The sequence below is a fragment of the Bifidobacterium sp. ESL0763 genome (assembly GCF_029433395.1).
Classification (GTDB): Bacteria; Actinomycetota; Actinomycetes; order Actinomycetales; family Bifidobacteriaceae; genus Bifidobacterium.
Genome location: NZ_JAQTHW010000002.1, coordinates 1,236,983 through 1,256,015, shown reverse-complemented (window position 1 = coordinate 1,256,015; position 19,033 = coordinate 1,236,983). Strand labels below are relative to the sequence as shown.

Annotated in this window: 15 protein-coding genes, 1 tRNA gene and 1 pseudogene; 11 read left to right on the top strand and 6 right to left on the bottom strand. The window is 65.2% G+C overall.

All coding sequences use genetic code 11. The annotated features are described in order from the left end of the window. Positions 1–283: 283 nt before the first annotated feature. Positions 284–1,651: pseudogene (locus tag PT282_RS05960) on the bottom strand (phosphotransferase); the annotation flags it as partial. 167 nt (positions 1,652–1,818) lie between these two features. On the opposite strand from PT282_RS05960, the gene PT282_RS05955 reads away from it, so the two are divergent. Beyond that, the gene (locus tag PT282_RS05955) at positions 1,819–3,321 is read left to right on the top strand and encodes an ATP-dependent helicase (protein ID WP_374114148.1); all 1,503 of its coding nucleotides are present in this window, start codon (positions 1,819–1,821) and stop codon (positions 3,319–3,321) included. A 148-nt stretch (positions 3,322–3,469) separates the two neighbouring features. Here the strand turns inward: PT282_RS05955 and PT282_RS05950 are convergent, their stop codons facing one another. Further along, positions 3,470–5,107 (bottom strand): zinc-dependent metalloprotease, encoded by a 1,638-nt coding sequence (locus PT282_RS05950; RefSeq protein ID WP_277168615.1) that lies wholly within the window; start codon positions 5,105–5,107, stop codon positions 3,470–3,472. A 202-nt stretch (positions 5,108–5,309) separates the two neighbouring features. On the opposite strand from PT282_RS05950, the gene PT282_RS05945 reads away from it, so the two are divergent. From PT282_RS05945 to PT282_RS05930, 4 genes are all read left to right on the top strand, one after another. After that, positions 5,310–6,269 (top strand): PDZ domain-containing protein, encoded by a 960-nt coding sequence (locus tag PT282_RS05945; RefSeq protein ID WP_277168614.1) that lies wholly within the window; start codon positions 5,310–5,312, stop codon positions 6,267–6,269. 108 nt (positions 6,270–6,377) lie between these two features. Then, positions 6,378–6,794, top strand: coding sequence for a DUF3052 domain-containing protein (locus tag PT282_RS05940; protein ID WP_374114147.1), 417 nt, complete (start codon positions 6,378–6,380; stop codon positions 6,792–6,794). Between the two features lie 164 nt (positions 6,795–6,958). Further along, on the top strand, positions 6,959–7,180 hold the full coding sequence (locus PT282_RS05935; RefSeq protein WP_277168613.1) for a hypothetical protein: 222 nt from the start codon (positions 6,959–6,961) through the stop codon (positions 7,178–7,180). 5 nt (positions 7,181–7,185) lie between these two features. Next, on the top strand, positions 7,186–7,938 hold the full coding sequence (locus PT282_RS05930; protein WP_277168612.1) for a hypothetical protein: 753 nt from the start codon (positions 7,186–7,188) through the stop codon (positions 7,936–7,938). Between the two features lie 139 nt (positions 7,939–8,077). Here PT282_RS05930 and glyA read toward each other — a convergent pair whose 3' ends face one another. Both glyA and PT282_RS05920 read right to left on the bottom strand, forming a co-directional pair. Beyond that, positions 8,078–9,397: a serine hydroxymethyltransferase gene (gene glyA, locus PT282_RS05925; RefSeq protein ID WP_277168611.1), complete on the bottom strand. Its 1,320-nt coding sequence runs from the start codon at positions 9,395–9,397 to the stop codon at positions 8,078–8,080. A gap of 266 nt (positions 9,398–9,663) precedes the next feature. After that, a tRNA-Val gene (locus PT282_RS05920) sits at positions 9,664–9,737 on the bottom strand. Between the two features lie 221 nt (positions 9,738–9,958). Here PT282_RS05920 and PT282_RS05915 point away from each other — a divergent pair. The 5 genes from PT282_RS05915 to PT282_RS05895 all read left to right on the top strand — a co-directional run bounded on the left by PT282_RS05915 (position 9,959) and on the right by PT282_RS05895 (position 15,356). Beyond that, positions 9,959–10,450 carry a hypothetical protein gene (locus tag PT282_RS05915; protein WP_277168610.1) on the top strand — a complete coding sequence of 164 codons (492 nt, stop codon included), beginning with the start codon at positions 9,959–9,961 and terminating at the stop codon, positions 10,448–10,450. A gap of 390 nt (positions 10,451–10,840) precedes the next feature. After that, on the top strand, positions 10,841–11,923 hold the full coding sequence (locus PT282_RS05910) for a DivIVA domain-containing protein (protein WP_277168609.1): 1,083 nt from the start codon (positions 10,841–10,843) through the stop codon (positions 11,921–11,923). A 42-nt stretch (positions 11,924–11,965) separates the two neighbouring features. After that, positions 11,966–13,672 (top strand): alpha/beta hydrolase, encoded by a 1,707-nt coding sequence (locus PT282_RS05905; protein WP_374114146.1) that lies wholly within the window; start codon positions 11,966–11,968, stop codon positions 13,670–13,672. Positions 13,673–13,831: 159 nt separating this feature from the next. Continuing rightward, positions 13,832–14,554 (top strand): DNA repair protein RecO, encoded by a 723-nt coding sequence (gene recO, locus PT282_RS05900; RefSeq protein ID WP_277168608.1) that lies wholly within the window; start codon positions 13,832–13,834, stop codon positions 14,552–14,554. A gap of 1 nt (position 14,555) precedes the next feature. Next, the gene (locus PT282_RS05895) at positions 14,556–15,356 is read left to right on the top strand and encodes an isoprenyl transferase (RefSeq protein WP_277168607.1); all 801 of its coding nucleotides are present in this window, start codon (positions 14,556–14,558) and stop codon (positions 15,354–15,356) included. Between the two features lie 185 nt (positions 15,357–15,541). Here the strand turns inward: PT282_RS05895 and PT282_RS05890 are convergent, their stop codons facing one another. Beyond that, positions 15,542–16,594, bottom strand: coding sequence for a LacI family DNA-binding transcriptional regulator (locus PT282_RS05890; protein ID WP_277168606.1), 1,053 nt, complete (start codon positions 16,592–16,594; stop codon positions 15,542–15,544). An 87-nt stretch (positions 16,595–16,681) separates the two neighbouring features. Next, positions 16,682–17,071, bottom strand: a complete 390-nt coding sequence (locus tag PT282_RS05885; RefSeq protein WP_277168605.1) for a thiamine-binding protein — start codon at positions 17,069–17,071, stop codon at positions 16,682–16,684. 208 nt (positions 17,072–17,279) lie between these two features. Here PT282_RS05885 and PT282_RS05880 point away from each other — a divergent pair, with 208 nt between their 5' ends. Beyond that, positions 17,280–18,800, top strand: coding sequence for a glycine--tRNA ligase (locus PT282_RS05880; protein ID WP_277168604.1), 1,521 nt, complete (start codon positions 17,280–17,282; stop codon positions 18,798–18,800). The last annotated feature ends 233 nt before the right edge of the window (positions 18,801–19,033 follow it).

The window sequence follows — 19,033 nt, the reverse complement described above, 5'->3', positions numbered from 1 at the left end:
CGGCGTCATTTTCGGATGCGGAGGCATCGTCCGTCGCCGTGTCCTTATCGTCGTCCGAGTCGCTGCCGTTGGCGTCGGTTTCGTCACCGGTGGCATCGCTGCTGGACGTGGTGTCAGCGGCGTCGGTTTCGTCGCTGCCACCGTCGGTCCCGTCGGCATGCGCATCGGTGTCGGCCTTATCGCCGTCCACGTCATCGTCCTGCGGGGCCGTCGTCTGTACGGCCTCCTCGCGTCCCGATGTGGAGTCCACGACCTCGGCCTCGGCATCGTGCCGCCGTTCGCCTTCGCGCTCCTCGTATTCCTCGAGTCCGGCCTGCGCGTCGTGCAGGGCGCGCTCCTCGCGTTCGAGCAGCGGGATGAGCGTCGTCGGCGCGGAATCGTCGGGACGGTGGGCGTCGTGGCGGTCAAGCGGCTCCTGCACCGCGGACGCCTTGCCGGCCTCGGTGAGCACCATCGTGGCGCTGGAGGAGGGCGAGGGCATGTCGGGCGTCGGCCGCGAAGCCCGCGCTGAATGCGCCGAAGCCTTGGGATGCGCCGTCGATCCGGCCGCGGCGACGGGACGGCTCGCGGTGGAGTCCTCCTGGGCGTGCAGGATCTCGGCCGAACCGGTCGCGTCACTTTCGCCGGTCGCGTCGTCGGCCTCGACGGGATTCGAGGCGTTGGTGCTGTCGTCGTCCTCATCGTCCCGCGCGGGCTTGGCCTGGCGGGCGACCGTGGCGGCGATGGCCTGGCTGGAGGCCGAGGTGGCGCGGTTGGTCACCACGGTTAGCTGGTGGGCGAGATGCTCCACCTGCGCCTTGAACCGTGTGATCTTGGCGTTATCGGCCTGGTTGAGGGCCTCGATGAAATCGCCGACCTGCTCCATCTGCAGCCACAGGTTGGCGCGCAGCATGATCAGCCCGTCGCTGTGCGCGCCGAGCATGCGCCCGTAGGAGCCCATCAGCGCGCTGCGGTGCGCGTCGTCCATCTTGGCGAACATCCACGCCAGGTCGCGCGCCGGGTCGTTGACCTGCATGTTCTGCCAGTTACTCACGGCCGTGATCGACGAGCCGGAGAAGATGAAGTCGCCGTCCATGAACCCGCCGTGCACCAGGCAGGTGGAGAAGGACCAGAGGCCGTCGGTCTCGATGATCCTCGCCCAGCTCGAGGTGATGGCCGGGGGCACGTGGCCGGCCTGCTGCAGCCGCTTGATCCAGGCGGTCAGCTGCGCGCGGATCTGCCCGGTGGTGAAGGTGGGGTAGTGGTGCTCGGTGAGGAAGCCGGAGCTCTGGCGGTGGATGGCGCCGATGGCCGTGCCCACGCTCGAGGCGTCCTCGAGGGTCAGCAGGTCGAGCTGCCGGGCCTCGCCCTCGGCGTAGGGCACCACCAGCACGGCGTGGTCGCCGGTCGCGCTCTTCTCGCCGGCGTCGCAGAAGGCCACCACGCGGTCGGTGGCGAAGCCGAGCCCGCCCACCGCGCGCGAGCGCTCGAGGGTCCTGGCGGCCTTGGCGCGCCGCAGCAGGCGCTTGCGTCCGGCGTCCCTGTCGGAGGCGAACACGTCATAGCCGCGGCCCGAGGCATCCTGCACGACGGCGTGAATGATGCCCATGCGATCGTCCGTGGCGCTGTCCTGCCCGCTTTCGCGCACGCCGGCCACGGCGACGTTGGGCATGGCGGCGGAGGCGAGCGCCGCAAGCTTGAGGTTCTTAGCTAAAGTCACAGTACAAGACTAATACATCGTGTGTCCTTATTCGCCTTGCATAACCCTTTTCGTCTATCCCCTACGATGCCTTTCGCGACCGCGGCCCCGCGCCCGTCGGGACCAGCCCCGCTGGCACAATGGGAGCCATGAGCGATCAAGCGGAGGCGATGCTGGAGGGACTGGATTCCTCGCAGCTGCAGGCGGCCACGGCGACCGACGGCCCGGTGCGCATCATGGCGGGCGCGGGTGCGGGCAAGACCCGCACGGTCACCCGCCGCATCGCCTACGCCTGCAAAAGCGGCAGATGGCAGGAGGGGCGCACGCTGGCGGTCACCTTCTCGGTGCGCGCGGCCGAGGAGATGAAGAAGCGCCTGGCCGCCCTGGGCGTGGGCGAGGGGGTGCGCGCCGCCACCTTCCATTCCGCCGCCCTGCACCAGCTGCGCCGGGTGTGGCCCGAGATCACCGAGGCGCCCTTCCCGCGCGTGGCCACCGACCTCAACGACATCGTCGCCCGGGCGATCAGGCGCGCCGGCGACGGCGACGAGTCCGACGAGATGGCCAACCGCGCCCTGCTCGCAGAGATCAACTGGGCCAAGGTCTCCCTCATCGCCCCCGACGACTACGCGAGGGTCTGCGCCGCCACCCACCGCGTGCCCCCGGCCGGCCTGGAGCCCGACCGCTTCGCCGAGGTCTACGAGGCCTACGAGCACGAGAAGACCGCGCTGGGGCAGATGGACTTCAACGACATCCTGCTGCTGGACTGCCACGTGCTCGACGCCTTCGATGAGCAGGCCGCCTCGATACGCCGCTCCATCGGCTGGCTCACCGTCGACGAGTACCAGGACGTCTCGCCGCTGCAGCACAGGCTGATGACGCTGTGGCTCAAGGGCAACCGCAACGTATGCGTGGTGGGCGACCCCGCCCAGACCATCTATTCCTTCGCGGGCGCCTCCAGCTATGGCCTGCTGCATTTCGCCGACGAGTTCGGCCCGCTGAGCGCCGACATCGATCTGAGCCGCGACTACCGCTCCACCCCGCAGGTCGTCTCCTGCGCCAACCGCGTGCTGGCCTCCGCGCCCAACCGCGAGGACTACCTGCGCCTGGTCTCGCCGCGCGGCAAGGGCATGCGCGTGGTGAGGACGGTCTACGACGATGACGAACAGGAGGCGCGCGGGGTGGCCCAGCGCATCGCCCGGTTCATCCAGGATGGGGCCAAGCCCTCGGACTGCGCGGTGCTCACCCGCCTGAACTCCCAGCAGCGGCTCTTCGTGCGGGCCCTGAAGGAGCAGAGCATCCCCTACCGCACCAGGCGCGACGCCGGCTGGCGGCAGTCGGCGCTGGGAGAGGCCGACCAGGCCAGGCGCGACGCGTTGGAGGCGCTCGCCCTGCGCGCCGAGCCGGGGGTCACCATCTCCACCATCCACGCGGCCAAGGGCCTCGAGTTCGGCAACGTCTTCCTCGTCGGCTGCTCCGAGGGCCTGCTGCCCTACGGCTCGCCCGCGCCCGGCCCCGAGCTGGAGGAGGAGCGACGGCTCATGTACGTCGGCGTCACCCGCGCCGAGGACTCCCTGCACCTCTCCTACGCGCGCAGCAAGGACGCGGCGTCCACCTTCTCGCGCTCACCGAGCAGGTTCCTCTAGTTCAGGGGCGGCATGCCCTCGCGCCACCATTCAGGTACGTTCGTCTGCGACAGGACGTGATGTCTCCACATACACAAATGATGGGGCGGCATCCAGTTCGTGTCTGAATGCCGCCCCATGGAATCCGGACGGACCGTGCCAGAATCACTCAGCTCTCGGCGGGTTTGTCGTCGCCTTCATCGGTATTGTCCGGATTTTCCGAATCGTGTCCATTGCTGGAATCGGTATCGTCCTTGCCGGGATTCTCGGGATCCGCATCGTCCCCGTGGCCGGCCTTGCCCTCGTCGTCGAGCAGCTTGCTCAGCTCGGCGTCCCAATCGATATGCGAACTCGATTCCCGGGATTCGTTGCCGGCAGTCGTTTCGCCAGTGCCCTCGGCGCCAGACGTGCCGGCCTTGCCTTCGTCATCCGCCGGTCCCTGCGTCGTGGTGTCGCCACCGTCACCCAGCCGCGCCTTGTCGTCGTCACCGTCGCTGTCGGGCAGCTGCGGCAGCAGGTCGGGGTGCGACCACTTGCTGTCGCGCGCCTCGTCGCCCTGTTCGGCGCCGATCCTCTCCCAGACCGCGGCCGCCTCGCGCATGCGCTTGGGGCGCAGCTGCAGGCCCAGCAGGCTCTCGAAGGTCTGCTCGGCGGGGCCGCCCACCGCGCGCTCGCGCCGCACCATCTCGCGCAGCTGGTCGATATGCGGCAGATGGGCCATGCCGGCCCTCCAGGTCACGCAGTCCACCCAGCCCTCGACCAGCGCCAGCAGCGTCTCGAGGCTCTTCATGGCCTCCTTCTGCTCGGGGGTGTCGGCGATGCCCACCTTGGTGAGGTCCACGGCCCCGGAGATCGACTCGGGGCTCATCGAGGTGGCCTCGCGCAGCTGCTCCTCCATGGCGTCGAGGTCGATGCTCACGCCGCGCGCGTACTTGCCGATCAGCGCCTCGAAGCGGGGCATGAGCCACGGCACGTGCGCGAAGAGCCTGGCGTGCGCCACCTCCTCGAGGGCCAGGAATGCGAGCACCTCGTCCTGGTCGATCTGCAACGATTTCGCGTATTCCACGGCGTTCTGGGCGATGAGCGCCCCCGCCGGGTTCTTCTGCAGGGCGATGCCCTGGTCGAAGCTGCCACGCACCTCGTGCGAGAGGTTGCCCGCCGCGTGCCCCAGCTGCATCGAATAGGCCATGTTGCCCACCATGCGCATGATCTGCGCCGGGTCCTTCATGCTGTCGGGAATCTGGATGGGGACGGGGCCGGCGAAGATGCCCGCGATGGTGCCCTCGCCGAAGCTGTCGCCGAAACGCTCCGAGATCACCGAGGAGAGCGCGTCGCTCATGGACCGCTCCACCGGGCTGGCGAACTTCGCCCACGAGTCGATGGTGGCGTTGACCCAGTCGGCGCGCGTGAAGGCCTGGGGCGTGCCCGGCGCGGGGTCGAGCTCGCAGGCCGTGTCGAGCCACAGGTTCGCCTCGGTCATGGCCCGGCGCACCGCCTCGCCGTTCTCGGCGCTCACGCTCTTCTCGCTGGACTCGTCATTGGCCTGGCCCAGGGCGATGGACGAGGCGAGGCGCACGTTGATGGGCCCCTGCTCGGCGGCGCCCTGCATGTCGCCGACGGTGTTGAGTCCGCTGGAGGTGAACGCCTGCATCAGCGCCTGCACCTCTTGGGGCTTGGGCAGGTTCGCCTGGCTGAAGAGCTGCTCCTTGAGCGCGTCCGGCAGGGCGTTGAGCTGGTTGAAGGCCATGTCGCCCTGAACCTGGCCAAAGCATTCGATCAGCCATTGGTGAATCGCGTTCTCGTCCATACCGTTGCTTCCTTTGTCCTTGGGGCTTTCGCGCCATGATCGTGACGGTCGTTGGTGGTTCCATGATATTGGTTCGTGTGGTCTTATGCCCATGAGGAATACGCGCGGAGGCACGATATCGTTCTCCATGCGGTCCGGGCCGGGCGGGAGGCGGGGGAGCGGGGGAGCCGTGCGAGTCCGGGCGCGTGGCATACTGGTGGCTATGGCACGAAAGCGGCGGCAAGGCACGCAGGGGACGAACGGGACCGGAGCCGGCTCCGGTGCGACGACGGATGTGGTTCAGGGGCTCGGGCCCGATGGCGCGGGCGCTGGCACGGCGGACAGCGCGGTGGCGGCCGGCCGAGGCGTCTGGCCATCCCTCAAACGCTTTTTCTCCCGCCATTCCCCGCGGTATTTCGCCGGCCTCGTCTGCGTGGCGCTGTGCCTGGCGGTCCTGGCGTTGCCCAGCCCCTACGTCATCGAGTCGCCGGGCCCCACCCAGGACGTGCTCGCCAGCGTCGACGGCAGGCAGGTCATCGGCATCAAGGGCGTGAAGACCTACAAGAGCCGGGGCAAGCTGTTGCTGCTGACCGCCAACGTGCAGGGCATCCCCGGATCCCCCGCCATGGGCTGGCAGACACTGATCGCCTGGTTCGACCCCCATCAGGAGGTGCTGCCCACCGAAGCCGTCTTCCCGGTCGGCCAGTCCGCCAAGGACTATGAGAAGGACTCCAGCAAGGAGATGACCGGCTCGCAGGATTCGGCCGGCGCCGCGGCGCTCGCGTTCGCCCGGTCGCGTGGCATCGACGTGAAGGGCGCGAAGGTGAGCATGCACGTCGACGACATCGGCGGTCCCTCGGCCGGCATGATGTACGCGCTCGGGGTCATCGACAAACTCACCCCCGCCGACGAGACCGGCGGCAGGGTCATCGCCGGCACCGGCACCATCTCCAAATCCGGTAAGGTGGGTCAGATCGGCAGTATTCGGCTCAAGATGCTGGGCGCCAGGCGCGACGGGGCCACGTGGTTCCTGGCGCCGGCGTCGAACTGCGACGAGGTGGTGGGCCATGTGCCCGCCGGGTTGCGCGACGTGAGGGTCTCCACGCTGGCCGACGCCTACAAGGCCGTCAAGGCCATCGGCAGCGGGCAAGGCGGTTTGTTGCCGCACTGCACCGCGGCCTAGGGGAGCGGCTTGTGGAGGCTCCGGACGGTCGGCCGGCGCCTGTCTGGTCATCGTCCGGGATTTTGACGGTGCGGGCGAGTGTTCGCGCGTATTTGCTATATTGAAGGGGTGAATGAAACGGCATCGCAAAACGCTGAGGAATTCGGTTTCCACGCTGGAGACATCGTGCAGGAGTGGCTGTGGGATGACGACGTGAGTGAGTCGATTCGACAGAAGATCATGACACTGACCGGAGAGGACCTCGTCGACGAGGACTACGGATCCGCGGTCGATGGCGTCATCATCTGGTGGCGCGACGGGGACGACGAGGACGGTCTCTCCGACACCATCATGGACGCGCACAGTGTGCTCGGCGAGGACGGGCCCCTGTGGGTGCTGACCCCCAAGCCGGGTCGTCCCGGCGCCGCCAGCTCGGTCACCGTCCAGTCCGCGGCGAAGACCGCCGGCATGAACGCGGCCACCCCGCTCACGGTTTCGGCCGACTGGAACGGCATCCACCTGCGCGCCTTCGGCAAGGGCAGGTAGGCCTTCCGCCGTTCGTCATCGGCTGAGCGAAACAATGCGGTATTAGTACTGAGTGCATTACTGCTGCAATGGGTCCTATTGGACGGATTCGAAACGACAACTATGCATGGTTGCCGTTTATGTTAGCGTTAGTTACGTAAGGTATGCGAGCAAAGGTGGTTGAAATGGTGGCGATTGCGACATCTTCGCCTCGAAAGCATATTGTTGTGGATAAGCCAGTTATGCTTTCGGATGGGGATATTCTCCAGAAGATCAAAGACACAGCCGTTCCTTTCGGTGGTGAGGAGAGGTTGCGTTCTAAAGAGAAGCGCAACATGATTTCTCTTGATGAGATGCTAGCCCTGCAGCGGATAGACAGCTTCTATTACTTACTGAATGGTGAGTGATTGATATGGTCGACCAACTCAGCGCCGAGGAACAGGTCACCGAATTTGTCGGTCGCTTGGAAGCACTGTTGCAGGGAGTTCTAGGGAATCAAGAAATCAGTTATCTTGATCAAGTCGAGGGTCATTATGCGCGGGGTGGCCGCACCAGTTATACGATTAGGCAGAATGGAGATGGTATTCCTCTGTTTTGTGGTGGTGAACATGCGCTGAACCTTTCACTGATGTTCGATTGCAGCTGTCGCAAGGACAGAAGCTGGCTACAGATCGACAAGTCCTTGTTGATGCTTTCCGGGCAGGACGAGCATGTTCCAATCATCAGATTCGATTTTCTTAGACGCGTGAGCTCACAGATTCCCAGCGCTCATATCAATGTTTATGGAACGAACGATACGGCCACACGCCTCATGTTGGCTTGCTCGGGTGGAGTGCGTAGCAAAAGCCGTCGGAAAAAATATCTGGACGATGGGGCTTTCCCCACGTTCTCGTCATTGCATATTCCGGTTGGTGGCGATAGATTTCGACCGGGGCTTGAGGATTTGTTGCAGATGGCGATATATGAGTTCCATATCGACGTCGCTGATTCATGGCAAGCGGTTCTGACTAAGAGTCGTGAGGAATACCGTACCAACCAGTTGAAGTCATTGATCGCGGAATTTCCCGACGTGGCATATCAAGCGCTGAAAGAAGAAGGCTTGGTGGAAGGTGAGCTTCCTACTCGGCCTGGTCGTGATGGAGAGAGTCGCCTCGTCAAGTATTAACTTGATTCGGGATATCAAGCAATATTTATGAGGCCAGAATCGAATAAATGCGCCTCCAATTGCCATAAAGGAAGGCTGACATTCACGGTGTTTAATTCGTGAACGTCAGCCTTCCTTTACGTTGTTATTATCCCTGAGTTCACAGCCCGGGGTAGAGCGGGAAGTCCTCGGTCAGCTTGGTGACGCGGGCGCGCAGGGTCTCCACGTCGGCGCTCGGACCGGCGGCCAGGGCGGTGGCGATGATGTCGGCCACCTCCTCGTACTGCGGGGCGGCGAAGCCACGGGTGGCCAGTGCCGAGGTGCCGATGCGCAGGCCGGAGGCCACGGAGGCCGGGCGCGGGTCGAAGGGCACGGTGTTGCGGTTGACGGTGATGCCGCACTGCGCCAGCAGGTTCTCGCCGGTCAATCCGTCCATCTCGCTGTTCCTCAGATCGACCATCACCAGGTGCACGTCGGTGCCGCCGGTCAGGACGGTGATGCCCTGGGCCGCCACGTCGGGTGCGTTGAGACGTTCGGCCAGGATCCGCGCGCCCTCGAGCGTGCGCTCCATGCGCTGCCTGAAGGCATCCGTTCCGGCGACCTTGAAGGCCACGGCCTTGGCGGCGATGATGTGCATCAGCGGCCCGCCCTGCTGGCCGGGGAAGACGGCGGAGTTGATCTTCTTGCCGTATTCCTTCTTCGCGAGGATGAAGCCGGAGCGCGGCCCGCCCAGCGTCTTGTGCGCGGTGGAGGAGACCACGTCGGCGTAGGGCACGGGGCTCGGGTGCAGGCCGGCGGCCACCATGCCGGCGAAGTGGGCCATGTCGACCCACAGCTTCGCGCCCACCTCGTCGGCGATCTCCTTCAGCGCCTTGAAGTCCTCGATGCGCGGGTAGGCGCTCCAGCCGCCGATGATGAGCTGCGGATGGACCTCTAGCGCGCGCTGGCGGATGATCTCGGGATCGATCAGGAAGGTGTCGGGGTTCACCCCGTAGGACTCGGCATGGTAGAACTTGCCGGAGAAGTTCATCTTGGTGCCGTGGGTGAGGTGGCCGCCGTGGTCGAGCGCCAGGCCCAGCACGGTGTCGCCCGGCTTGATGAGCGCCTGGTAGACGGCGGCGTTGGCCTGCGCGCCCGAATGGGGCTGCACGTTGGCGAACTCGGCGCCGAAGAGGGACTTGGCGCGCTCGCGGGCCAGCGTTTCGACGCCGTCGACGAACTCGCAGCCGCCGTAGTAGCGGCGCCCGGGGTAGCCTTCGGCGTACTTGTTGGTCAGAACCGAGCCCTGGGCGTCGAGCACCGCTCGCGGCACGAAGTTCTCGGAGGCGATCATCTCCAGGCCGTCGCGCTGGCGGCCCAGTTCCTTGCCGATCAGCGCGGCGATCTCGGGGTCGGCCTGGGCGATGGGGGCGTCGAAGATGTCCGATGAGCTCTGGGGCACCGCGGGGTTGGTTGTGCTGGCGTTGAATGTTTCGGCCATGTGGGCCTCCTTTGCTGCTCGCGGGCCGCCACGCAAATAAATAGGTGTTGGCTGTCGCCGCTGATGGTTGGTTTGTGGATTGCGCGGAAGGGCGCGGAAAGCGTGTCTCCGGCCGTTCCGTAGGCTCCATTATGCCAGATGGCGCCATGGCGCGCCCGTTTCGCCCGGCTGGTGGCATGATAGAGCAGAATTAATCGTGATGTGAAAGGGTGTTTGGTATACCTATCAACCCCTGCAACCGCGTGGATTCCAAGCGTTTGGCGATGTGGGCAATAAGGGATTCGAACCCCTGACATCCACCGTGTAAAGGTGGCGCTCTAACCAACTGAGCTAATTGCCCGAAGACCTATTCAGGTTATCGCAACCGTTGCCCAGCGGGGTGTCGGCGGATTGGCGTGCCGTGCCGTTGGCGGCGATGGGCAGCCCCGACGACCTTGCTGCATGCTAGCATGCCGGAAGACGGCGAACGACAATGGCGGACAAAGAGGTCAGGGCTGATAAAGGTGCGGCGGGTTCCCGGCTTGATGCCGTATCCACCGCCTGTTCGATCGGAGGTGGGCGATGAGGCTGCGTGATCGTTTTTCGAAGCTGATGGGGCCGTGGGCGATGTCGGATGACGAGTTCTGGTCGTTGCATCCGTTGCGGTTGCGCGTAATCATGGGAAGTCTGGGATTCGTCTATCTGCTGATGGGCTTGTTGCTCTGGTGTTTGGTGGCGATTGGCCTTGGTGCCGGCGACCTTTTGGTGCACCATCCCGTTGCTCTGGGGCGTGTGATGCCGTGGTCTGATTTGGCTGCGTTGGCGGTGGCGGCGCTGACATTGGTGGTTGTGGGCGCGGGGGCGTTGGTGCTGGCATTGCATAGGAGCATGAGAGTGAAGCGTGTGGTGTCGCTGCTGTGCCGTTATATGCCGGTGCTGTGTGTGCTCACGGCGGTGGGTGTGTTTGCCGCGCGTGACCGGTATTGGGTGGTTTTCGGCATCTGTCTGCTGGCGATTGGCTCGTTTCCCGGTTTGATGTTGAACCGGTATGTCAGATGGGTGGAGGTCAAATGAGTTTCATGATGATCAGGCTTGCGGATGCGGGTTCCCTTTTTATAAGGGTGTGTCGGGCTATGTTCGGGACGTGGACGCCGATGAGGCGCTTCCGCGCAAGGCAATTGCCGCCTACGAAGGCATGCACAGGGGTATTTGTTCCGGTTTCGCGTCTCAGCGGATGGTGTTGGAGGTAGAAACGTTTCCGTCCGACGGAATCAAGGTGAGAAGGATGACGCCGCATAGACTCATCGATGAAAAGGCAGGTCGGTGAGCGACTGTGGGTCACCTGCGAAACTCAGGGAATCGAAGCGTGATGAAATCGTTCACACCTGATGGATTGTGTCGGCGGAGTCGCTGCGACCCAGTACACTAAAAACTATTGAGAATTCTTTTCAGGAGGCAGGTTCGATGGTTGACAACGCGACCAATAATCAGAATACGACCGGGATCGAATACACCAGCAAGCACAAGTGGGGTTACGACCCGGACCAGGTCGATGCGTTCCTCGAACATGCCCACGAGCTCTATGACCGTGGCGGCGACGAGCTGACCCAGCAGGACATCCAGAGCTCCGCATTCGCCTTCAGCAAGGGCGGCTATGTGATCGCCGAGGTCGACGCGGCCCTCGCCAGGCTCGAGCACGCCGTGGTCGACAGGCAGACCGCCCGCCAGATCGCCAACAACGGCCGCGTGGCATGGAAGGCCGAGACCGACCGCCTCTACCAGCTGGTGCGCGACCACGCCTCGCGCACGCCGAAGGAGCGCTTCGCCCGCGCGCTTTCCAAGCATCCCTCCTACGACGTCAAGCAGGTCGACCAGCTCATCGACCAGGTCGTCGTGCGCACCTCCGACGACCTCGGCATCAAGACCATGACGCCGGGCGAGGCGAAGGATCTCGCCAACTTCAACTCCAGCACCGTCTCCAACGCCATCTTCACCCAGCGCAAGGGCAAGAAGGGCTACGACGAGCGCCAGGTCGACTATTACTTCGATTCCTGCGTGCAGCTGCTCAGCCGCATCGAGTCCTACCAGCGCCTCGCCAACTACGAGGCCGCCAAGGGCACGCCGCAGGCTCCGCTTTCGGATGACGCCGGCTCCGTTGCCGCCGCCCAGCCGGCTGCGGCCCAGCCCGCTGCGCAGACCACTTCTTCGGTCTCGCCGCTGTTCACGGACACCGCTGCCGCAACGGCCCCGGTCGCCGCCGCGGCCCCCGTCGTGCCCACGCTGCCGAACGAGGCCACCTCCACGTATGCCGCTCCCGCCACGTCGGCCGACGCGGCCGCCGGTTCCAAGGACGCCGGCAACTCCTCGCTGGCCGCCTTGGCTTCGCAGGGTGCCCCGGATTCCGCGGTTCCCTCCTCCGAGCTGCCGACCACCACCTTCGCCGCGCAGCCCGAAGCTCCGGCCACCGGCAAGGACGACATGGGCATCCCGGATCTTTCCTTCAAGGGCTTCGATGCGAAGCCGGGCCACGACGCCAGTGAGCAGTAAGCTGCGCATCTCGCCTTCCGCAACGCCGTCCAAGCGGGTTCGATGAGTTCCACATCGGCCGATAAGACGACTGAGCGGGAACAAGGCAATACCGGTTGGGGACTTGGCAAGCGTGTGCTGGTCACGGTCCCCATTTTCATCATCCTGCTGGGCCTGCTCGTCACCGTCTCCAGCCTCACCAGCGTGCCCTGGGCCATCGAGCCCACCGGGCAGAGCATGGAGACCCTAGCCCCCGGCACCGCCGTATCCTTCGACAATCCCCAAGGTGTCGCTATGCCCGCGAAGGGCACCTACCGCGTCGCCTCCCGGCATCTGAACATCGACATCAGGCGCGCCGAGACCGGCGAGGTGCAGCACATGCGCGTGCTCGTGCGCGAACCGGTGGGCGCCCCCGGCTCACGGCCCGGCATGGTCTTCATGCACGGCGCGGGCCGGGGGATGAGCGACAACTCGTTCGGCGACGTGGCCACCGATTTCGCCTCCGCCGGATTCGTGACCGCCGTGCCCGACAAGCCGTTGTGGTCCACCGGCACCATCACCCGCGACTACCCGGCCAGCGCCGTGGCCTACGACAAGGTCGTGAGCTACCTGCGCGGCCTGCCCTCCGTCGACTCCGGCAAGGTCGGCATCTACGCGACCTCCGAAAGCACCTGGATCGCGCAGTACATGGTCCAGAACGACCGTCACATCGCTTTTCAGATACTGCTCAGCCCCATGGTCTACGCGCCCCGGCAGTCGCTTGGCTTCTTCGTCGCCCAGGACTTCTCGCTCGTGGGTGCGCACGACGGCTACCAGTCCATCGTGCGCAGGCTCTTCCACGCCGACCTGGGCAAGTTCGGCAGCAACTTCGACATCGACGTCGACCTGCCGCGCGGCTACGCCATCCCCACCATGGTGGCCTACGGCTCCAAGGACGTGATGACCGCCCAAGTGGAGGGCACCGCCCACATCCTCGACTCGGCGCACCGGGCCGGCAACCGCAACGTCACCGTGCGCAGCTACTCCGTGGGCAACCATGTGCTGCGCCTGGGCGACGAGGCCGAGGAAGGCACGCCCCTGGCCGACGACTACGTCAACGACATGACCACCTGGACCGAAGGCACCCTGGCCGGCCTGCGCCAGACCAGCGAGCCGGTGGCCGGAGCCACCATCCACCAGTCCATCGCCGTGCCCACCGAGCTGCACGGCGACCGCACGCTCACCGTCTACGGCTTCGCCATCCACATCGCCACGGCGGCGCTGCTGCTCGTCTCGCTGCTCATGGCGTTGGCGGCGCTCGTGCTGAAGGCCGTGCGACTGCTGCGCCGTCGCAACGGCAAGGCCAAGGTGTTCGGCTTCCTGCATGGTTTCGGCGGCGAGCTGCTGGTCATCGCCGTGACCACCCTGGCCACGCTGGTGCTCTTCGCATCGGGACTGGGGCAGGTCATCATGGCCGTGGTCAGGCTCGGCTGGGGCGGCGCGCCCGACGAGGACCCGGGCATGATGCACTGGAGCTGGCCGGTCGTCCAACTGGTTTCCACCCTGGTGGTCTGGGCGTGGTCGCGGGTGCTGGCCCGTCTCGCCGAGGTGGCGCAGGGCCGTGGCATCGCGCAGCTGCCGCCGAGCAGGGCCGCCATCCGCGACGTGGTCAGCGGCCGCGAGCCGGTGCTGGCCTCCAGACGTTTCGGCCGCGTATACTTCTGGGTCACCGCCGCCGCGATGTTCGGCGTGCTGCTGGTCTTCGCCTTCTGGGGCTTCTTCGTCTACTAGCCGTCATCCGGTCGCAGTCTTGTCCGTTAGAGGCAGGAAAGGACCGAACCGTCCGGATCATCCGGTAATCGGGAACGAGATGCGGCGCGACATGGAGCCCTCGGCGGCGCGGGCGGAGCGCGTTGTATGGTGTTGACGGAACAGGAGGGGAGGTGTGGCATGGCGTTGTATCGTGATGAGGGCGTGGTGTTGAGGACCGTGAAGCTCGGCGAGGCCGACCGCATCATCACCATTCTCACGCGCCGGCACGGCAAGGTGCGCGCCGTGGCCAAGGGCGTGCGCCGCACCAAGTCACGCTTCGGCGGCAGGCTCGAGCCGTTCATGCGCTGCGACCTGTTCATCGCCGAGGGGCGCTCGCTCGACGTCGTCTCCCAGGCCGCCTCCATCTCGGCCTACGCCGCCCGGATCTGCGCGGACTACGAGGCCTATACCGCAGCCAACGTCATGGTCGAGACCTGCGACAAGATCGTCTCCACCGAGCGCGAGCCGGCCGAGCGGCAATACCTGCTCCTCATCGGCGCGCTGGCGGCCCTGGCCAGGGCGAAGCACCCGGCGCCGGCCATCGGCGACTCGTTTCTGATGCGCTCGCTCTCCTTGGCCGGCTGGAGCCCGCGCCTGTCATCCTGCGTGGTGTGCGGCACGCACGACCACCTCGACTATTATTCCGTGGTCTCCGGCGGCGTGATGTGCTCCGCCGACCACACCCCCGACGCCCGGCGCATCGACCTCGACGTCCGCGCCCAGATCGAGGCGCTCGTCGACGGCGACTGGAGCGTGCTCGACGGCGAGCCACTGAACGCCGAAACACGCCGACTTGTTGAAGAATGGGGAGAATATTACCTGGAACGCCCCATTCGTTCGATGAGGTTGTTAGATTCGTAATATGGCTTTTCAACACATGGACTATACGTCCCTCGACGTTCCGGCGGCGCCGTTCTCCGACCCGGCGATCATACCGGACTTCCCCAAGGCGAAGGTGCCCCGTCACATCGGCGTGATCATGGACGGCAACGGACGCTGGGCGCAGGAGCGCGGCCTGATTCGCACCGATGGCCACCAGGCCGCCGAACCGGTCGTCTTCGACACCATCGCCGGCGCTATCGAGGCCGGCGTGCGCTACCTGAGCCTCTATACCTTCTCCACCGAGAACTGGAAGCGCAGCCCGCAGGAGGTCCGCTTCCTCATGGGCTTCTCGCGCGACATCATCCACCGCCGCGTCGCGCAGATGGACGACTGGGGCGTGCGCGTGCGCTGGTCGGGCCGTCGGCCGCGCCTGTGGAAATCGGTGATCGACGAGCTCGAGGTCGCCATGGAGCGCACCAAGCACAACAAAACGATCGACGTGGTCTTCTGCATCAACTACGGCGGACGGGCCGAGATCGCCGACGCCGCGGCCGCCATCGCCCGCGAGGTGCGCGACGGCAGGATCAGCGGCGACCGCGTCACCGAGAGGATGCTCGCCGAGCACCTCTACAATCCCGACATCCCCGACTGCGACCTGGTCATCCGCACCTCAGGCGAGCAGCGCACCTCCAATTTCCTGCCATGGGAGGCCGCCTACGCCGAACTCGATTTCGCCCCGGAGCTCTTCCCGGACTACGGCCGGCAGGCGCTGTGGCGCTCGATCGACCACTACGTGCACCGCGACCGCCGTTTCGGGGGAGTCAAGACCAAGAAGAAATGACGGGTCCCGGGAGCAGGCGGCTTCGGGAATAAAACAGGCAGCCCGGAGATAACAAGCCCCAGGAAACAGCGAAGCCACGGCGTTGGTGTGCCGCCGTGGCTTTATGGCCGCCGTCGCCGGCCGGCCGTCATCCCTCGCCGCCCAAGGTCGCGCGGCGAGGGGATATCGTTATTGACTCGCCCGAATCACTTGCCCGAACCGATCACCGAGTCGTTGTCGATGAGCTTGCAGTGCACCTGCGCGGGAATCGGCGAATCCACCGGCGGCAGGTTGTCGAGGTTGTCGGGGAAGGGATGGTCGCCCAGCGCGCGCTTCTCAATCAGCGAGACGAGCTTGCACACCGCCCAGTAGCCCATCTCGTAGTTCGGCATGGCGATGGTGGTGAGCTTCGGGGTGAAGGTGTGGGTGATGATTGGGGTGTTGCCCACGCCGATCACCGAAAGGTCCTTGCCCACGGTCAGCCCGCGCCGCGCCGCGCATTCGTAGACGTACCAGCAGCGGCCGTCGTCGTAGCAGAAGAAGGCGTCGGGGTGCTCGTCGTCGAAGAGCTTCGAGACCGTCGCGAGCGCCTCCTCGTTGCTGGAGACGTTGGTGACCAGCTTCTTGTCGAAGGGCGTGCCGGCCTCCTTGAGCGCGCGGCGGTAGCCTTCGAGCCTGGTGGCCTGGGCGATGGTCGGCTTCGTGTTGCCGATGTAGGCGATCTTCTTGGCGCCGGAGTCGAGCAGCCTCTTGGTGGCGTCGTAGCCAACGAGGAACTCGTTGGGCTCCACGATGGGGAAGCGGTTGTCGACGGTGTTGGTGGAGATGAGCACCAGCGGTGAGTGCACCAGGTCCTCGGGCACCTCGGTGACCTGGCTGGAGGGCTTGGAATAGAGGAAGCCGTCCATGCCGTAGCGCTGCAGCGCCGAGGTCTGCTCGGACTGGCTCGCCGACCCGTCGGTGTCGACCAGCAGGATGATGTAGCCCAGCTGGCCCGCGGCGTCCTGCGCGCCCTGCAGCGTCTGGGAGGTGTAGGGAATGTCCTGGATCTGCTCGGCCACGAAGCCGAGGATGCCGGTCTTGCTGGTGCGCAGCGAGCGGGCCATCGGATTCGGCTTGTATCCGAGCTCGTCGGCGATTTGCCGTACATTTGCCGCGATCTTCGCTTTGACGCGGCCGGCGTCCCTGTTGTTGAGTACGAGCGAAACGGTGGAGATAGAGACTCCCGCCTTCTCCGCCACGTTTTTCATCGTTATCATGTGTTCAAACATATACCTTTTGATAGACCGGCAAAGGCCGGAATCCCGGTATGCGAACGGATTGCCGTGTGTTGACTAGGCTGTTTTTTACTTCGTTTGACGTAAAATCCTGTCAACGAGCTCCTGCTTCTCGTGGATCTGTCCCTCGAAGCCGGGGCGGATGTCGAGCTTGAGCGTCACGCCGGTGCGGTAGCCCTTGCCGGCCAGCGTCATGCTCGCCTCGCGCACCACGGCGAGCACCTGGTCGAGGTCGCCTTCGATGTTGGTGAACATCGCGTTGGTCTCGCAGGGCAGCCCGGACCTGCGGATCACGTCGATCACCTGCGCCACGTATTCGCTCAGCTCCGCGCCGGTGCCGCTGGGAGCGATGGCCAGCGCCGCCACGGTGTTGATGTAGGGCTTGCCGGTTTTCTCGTCGACGGGCACCTCCTGTCGCTCGGCGTTGCGGTCGATCTGCGTTGCGTTGTTCTGTGCCATTCCGGCTCCTTCGCTCGTCTGCATGCATATGCCATATATATGTCCGCGCCTTCGCGCCTATGATATGAACGCTAGAAGTCCTGAACGACAACCAACGGCCCGCGCCGTGCGCGAACGGCTTCGCCACGCGTCCGGTGTGTCACGCTGTGCCGATAAAATCGGCCCCATATCGTTCCAGGACTCTCAACCAATAATCGGAAGGTGTGTCGTGTCTCAATCCAAACTTGATGAAGTGGTGTCGCTGGCCAAGCGCCGTGGTTTCGTGTTCCCCGCCGGGGAGATCTACGGCGGCACGCGTTCCGCATGGGACTACGGCCCGCTGGGCGTGGCGCTGAAGGACAACATCAAGCGCGAATGGTGGCGCTCGATGGTCGTCACCCGCGGCGACGTCGTCGGCGTCGACACCTCTATTATTCTTCCCTCCGCCGTCTGGGAGGCCTCCGGCCACGTCAAGGTCTTCAACGATCCGCTGATCGAATGCCTCAACTGCCACAAGCGCCAGCGCGCCGACAAGCTGCAGGAGTCCTACGCCGAGAAGCACGGCGACAAGATGCCCGAGGACGGCCTCAAGTCCATCGTCTGCCCCGACTGCGGCACCCGCGGCCAGTGGACCGAGCCTCGCGACTTCAACATGATGCTGCGCACCCACCTGGGCCCGGTCGACGACGACAACTCGCTGCACTACCTGCGCCCGGAGACCGCCCAGGGCATCTTCGTGGACTTCAAGAACGTGATGACCTCCGCGCGCCGCAAGCCGCCCTTCGGCATCGCCAACATGGGCAAGTCCTTCCGCAACGAGATCACCCCCGGCAACTTCATCTTCCGCACCCGCGAGTTCGAGCAGATGGAGATGGAGTTCTTCGTCGAGCCCGGCACCGACGAGGAATGGCACCAGTACTGGATCGACACCCGCACCCGCTGGTACACCGACCTCGGCATCAACCCGGAGAACCTGCGCCACTACGAGCACCCCGCCGAGAAGCTCGCGCACTATTCCAAGCGCACCGTCGACATCGAATACAAGTTCGGCTTCAAGGGCAGCGACTGGGGCGAGCTCGAGGGCGTGGCCAACCGCACCGACTTCGACCTCTCCGCCCACCAGGAGCACTCCGGCGAGGACCTCGCCTACTTCGACCAGGTCAACGGCAAGAAGTACATCCCCTACGTCATCGAGCCGGCCGCGGGCCTGACCCGCTCGCTCATGGCCTTCCTCGTGGATGCCTACGCCGTCGACGAGGCGCCCAACACCAAGGGCGGCGTCGACCGCCGCACCGTGCTGCGCCTCGACCCGCGCCTGGCCCCGGTCAAGGCCGCCGTCTTCCCGCTGAGCAAGAAGGCTCCGCTGCAGGGCATCGCCCACGACCTGGCCGCCGAACTGCGCCAGCACGACTGGATGATCGACTACGACGAGGCCGGTGCCATCGGCCGCCGCTACCGCCGCGAGGACGAGATCGGCACCCCGCTGTGCATCACCGTCGACTTCGACACCGCCGACGACCACGCCGTGACCATCCGCGAGCGCGACTCCATGAAGCAGGAGCGCGTCGACCTCGACAACGTGGCCAAGTACGTCGCCGACCGCATCGGCGAGAAGCGCGTGCGCTACCCGGAGGGACCGGCCTCGATCGTCGGCACCACCGCGGCCGACGGAGGCGTCGACTTCGCGCGTGAGTCTGGCGTCGACGAGTCCGCCCCCGTAAAGGTCGCCGAAGCCGGTGGGCTCTACTAAGCAGTAATCGCGAAAACCGGACCGACGTGCTCGGGGTCGGGATATACGATGTCCGACACGCTCCGGGCCGCTCGGCCAAGTCATACGGTCTGACATCGCATATCCCGACCCCGAGCACTCAGCGTTTCAAGCCGCTCTTTCCTTTCGGGATTTGTCTGGTTCGTACTTTCGATTGAGCGCGCACCTGCTTCGGCTTGGAAGCGGATAAAAGATCAATATGGTTGAGTGGTTGG

What these genes read in the sequence shown, in the direction of transcription:
- PT282_RS05915 (WP_277168610.1), top strand. Translation starts at nt 9,959, where the DNA reads ATGAGGCTGCGTGATCGTTTTTCGAAGCTGATGGGGCCGTGGGCGATG.
- PT282_RS05955 (WP_374114148.1), top strand. Translation starts at nt 1,819, where the DNA reads ATGGGAGCCATGAGCGATCAAGCGGAGGCGATGCTGGAGGGACTGGAT.
- glyA (WP_277168611.1), bottom strand. Translation starts at nt 9,397, where the DNA reads ATGGCCGAAACATTCAACGCCAGCACAACCAACCCCGCGGTGCCCCAG.
- PT282_RS05895 (WP_277168607.1), top strand. Translation starts at nt 14,556, where the DNA reads ATGGCTTTTCAACACATGGACTATACGTCCCTCGACGTTCCGGCGGCG.
- PT282_RS05935 (WP_277168613.1), top strand. Translation starts at nt 6,959, where the DNA reads ATGGTGGCGATTGCGACATCTTCGCCTCGAAAGCATATTGTTGTGGAT.
- PT282_RS05950 (WP_277168615.1), bottom strand. Translation starts at nt 5,107, where the DNA reads ATGGACGAGAACGCGATTCACCAATGGCTGATCGAATGCTTTGGCCAG.
- PT282_RS05930 (WP_277168612.1), top strand. Translation starts at nt 7,186, where the DNA reads ATGGTCGACCAACTCAGCGCCGAGGAACAGGTCACCGAATTTGTCGGT.
- PT282_RS05910 (WP_277168609.1), top strand. Translation starts at nt 10,841, where the DNA reads ATGGTTGACAACGCGACCAATAATCAGAATACGACCGGGATCGAATAC.
- PT282_RS05945 (WP_277168614.1), top strand. Translation starts at nt 5,310, where the DNA reads ATGGCACGAAAGCGGCGGCAAGGCACGCAGGGGACGAACGGGACCGGA.
- PT282_RS05885 (WP_277168605.1), bottom strand. Translation starts at nt 17,071, where the DNA reads ATGGCACAGAACAACGCAACGCAGATCGACCGCAACGCCGAGCGACAG.
- PT282_RS05890 (WP_277168606.1), bottom strand. Translation starts at nt 16,594, where the DNA reads ATGATAACGATGAAAAACGTGGCGGAGAAGGCGGGAGTCTCTATCTCC.
- PT282_RS05905 (WP_374114146.1), top strand. Translation starts at nt 11,966, where the DNA reads ATGAGTTCCACATCGGCCGATAAGACGACTGAGCGGGAACAAGGCAAT.
- recO (WP_277168608.1), top strand. Translation starts at nt 13,832, where the DNA reads ATGGCGTTGTATCGTGATGAGGGCGTGGTGTTGAGGACCGTGAAGCTC.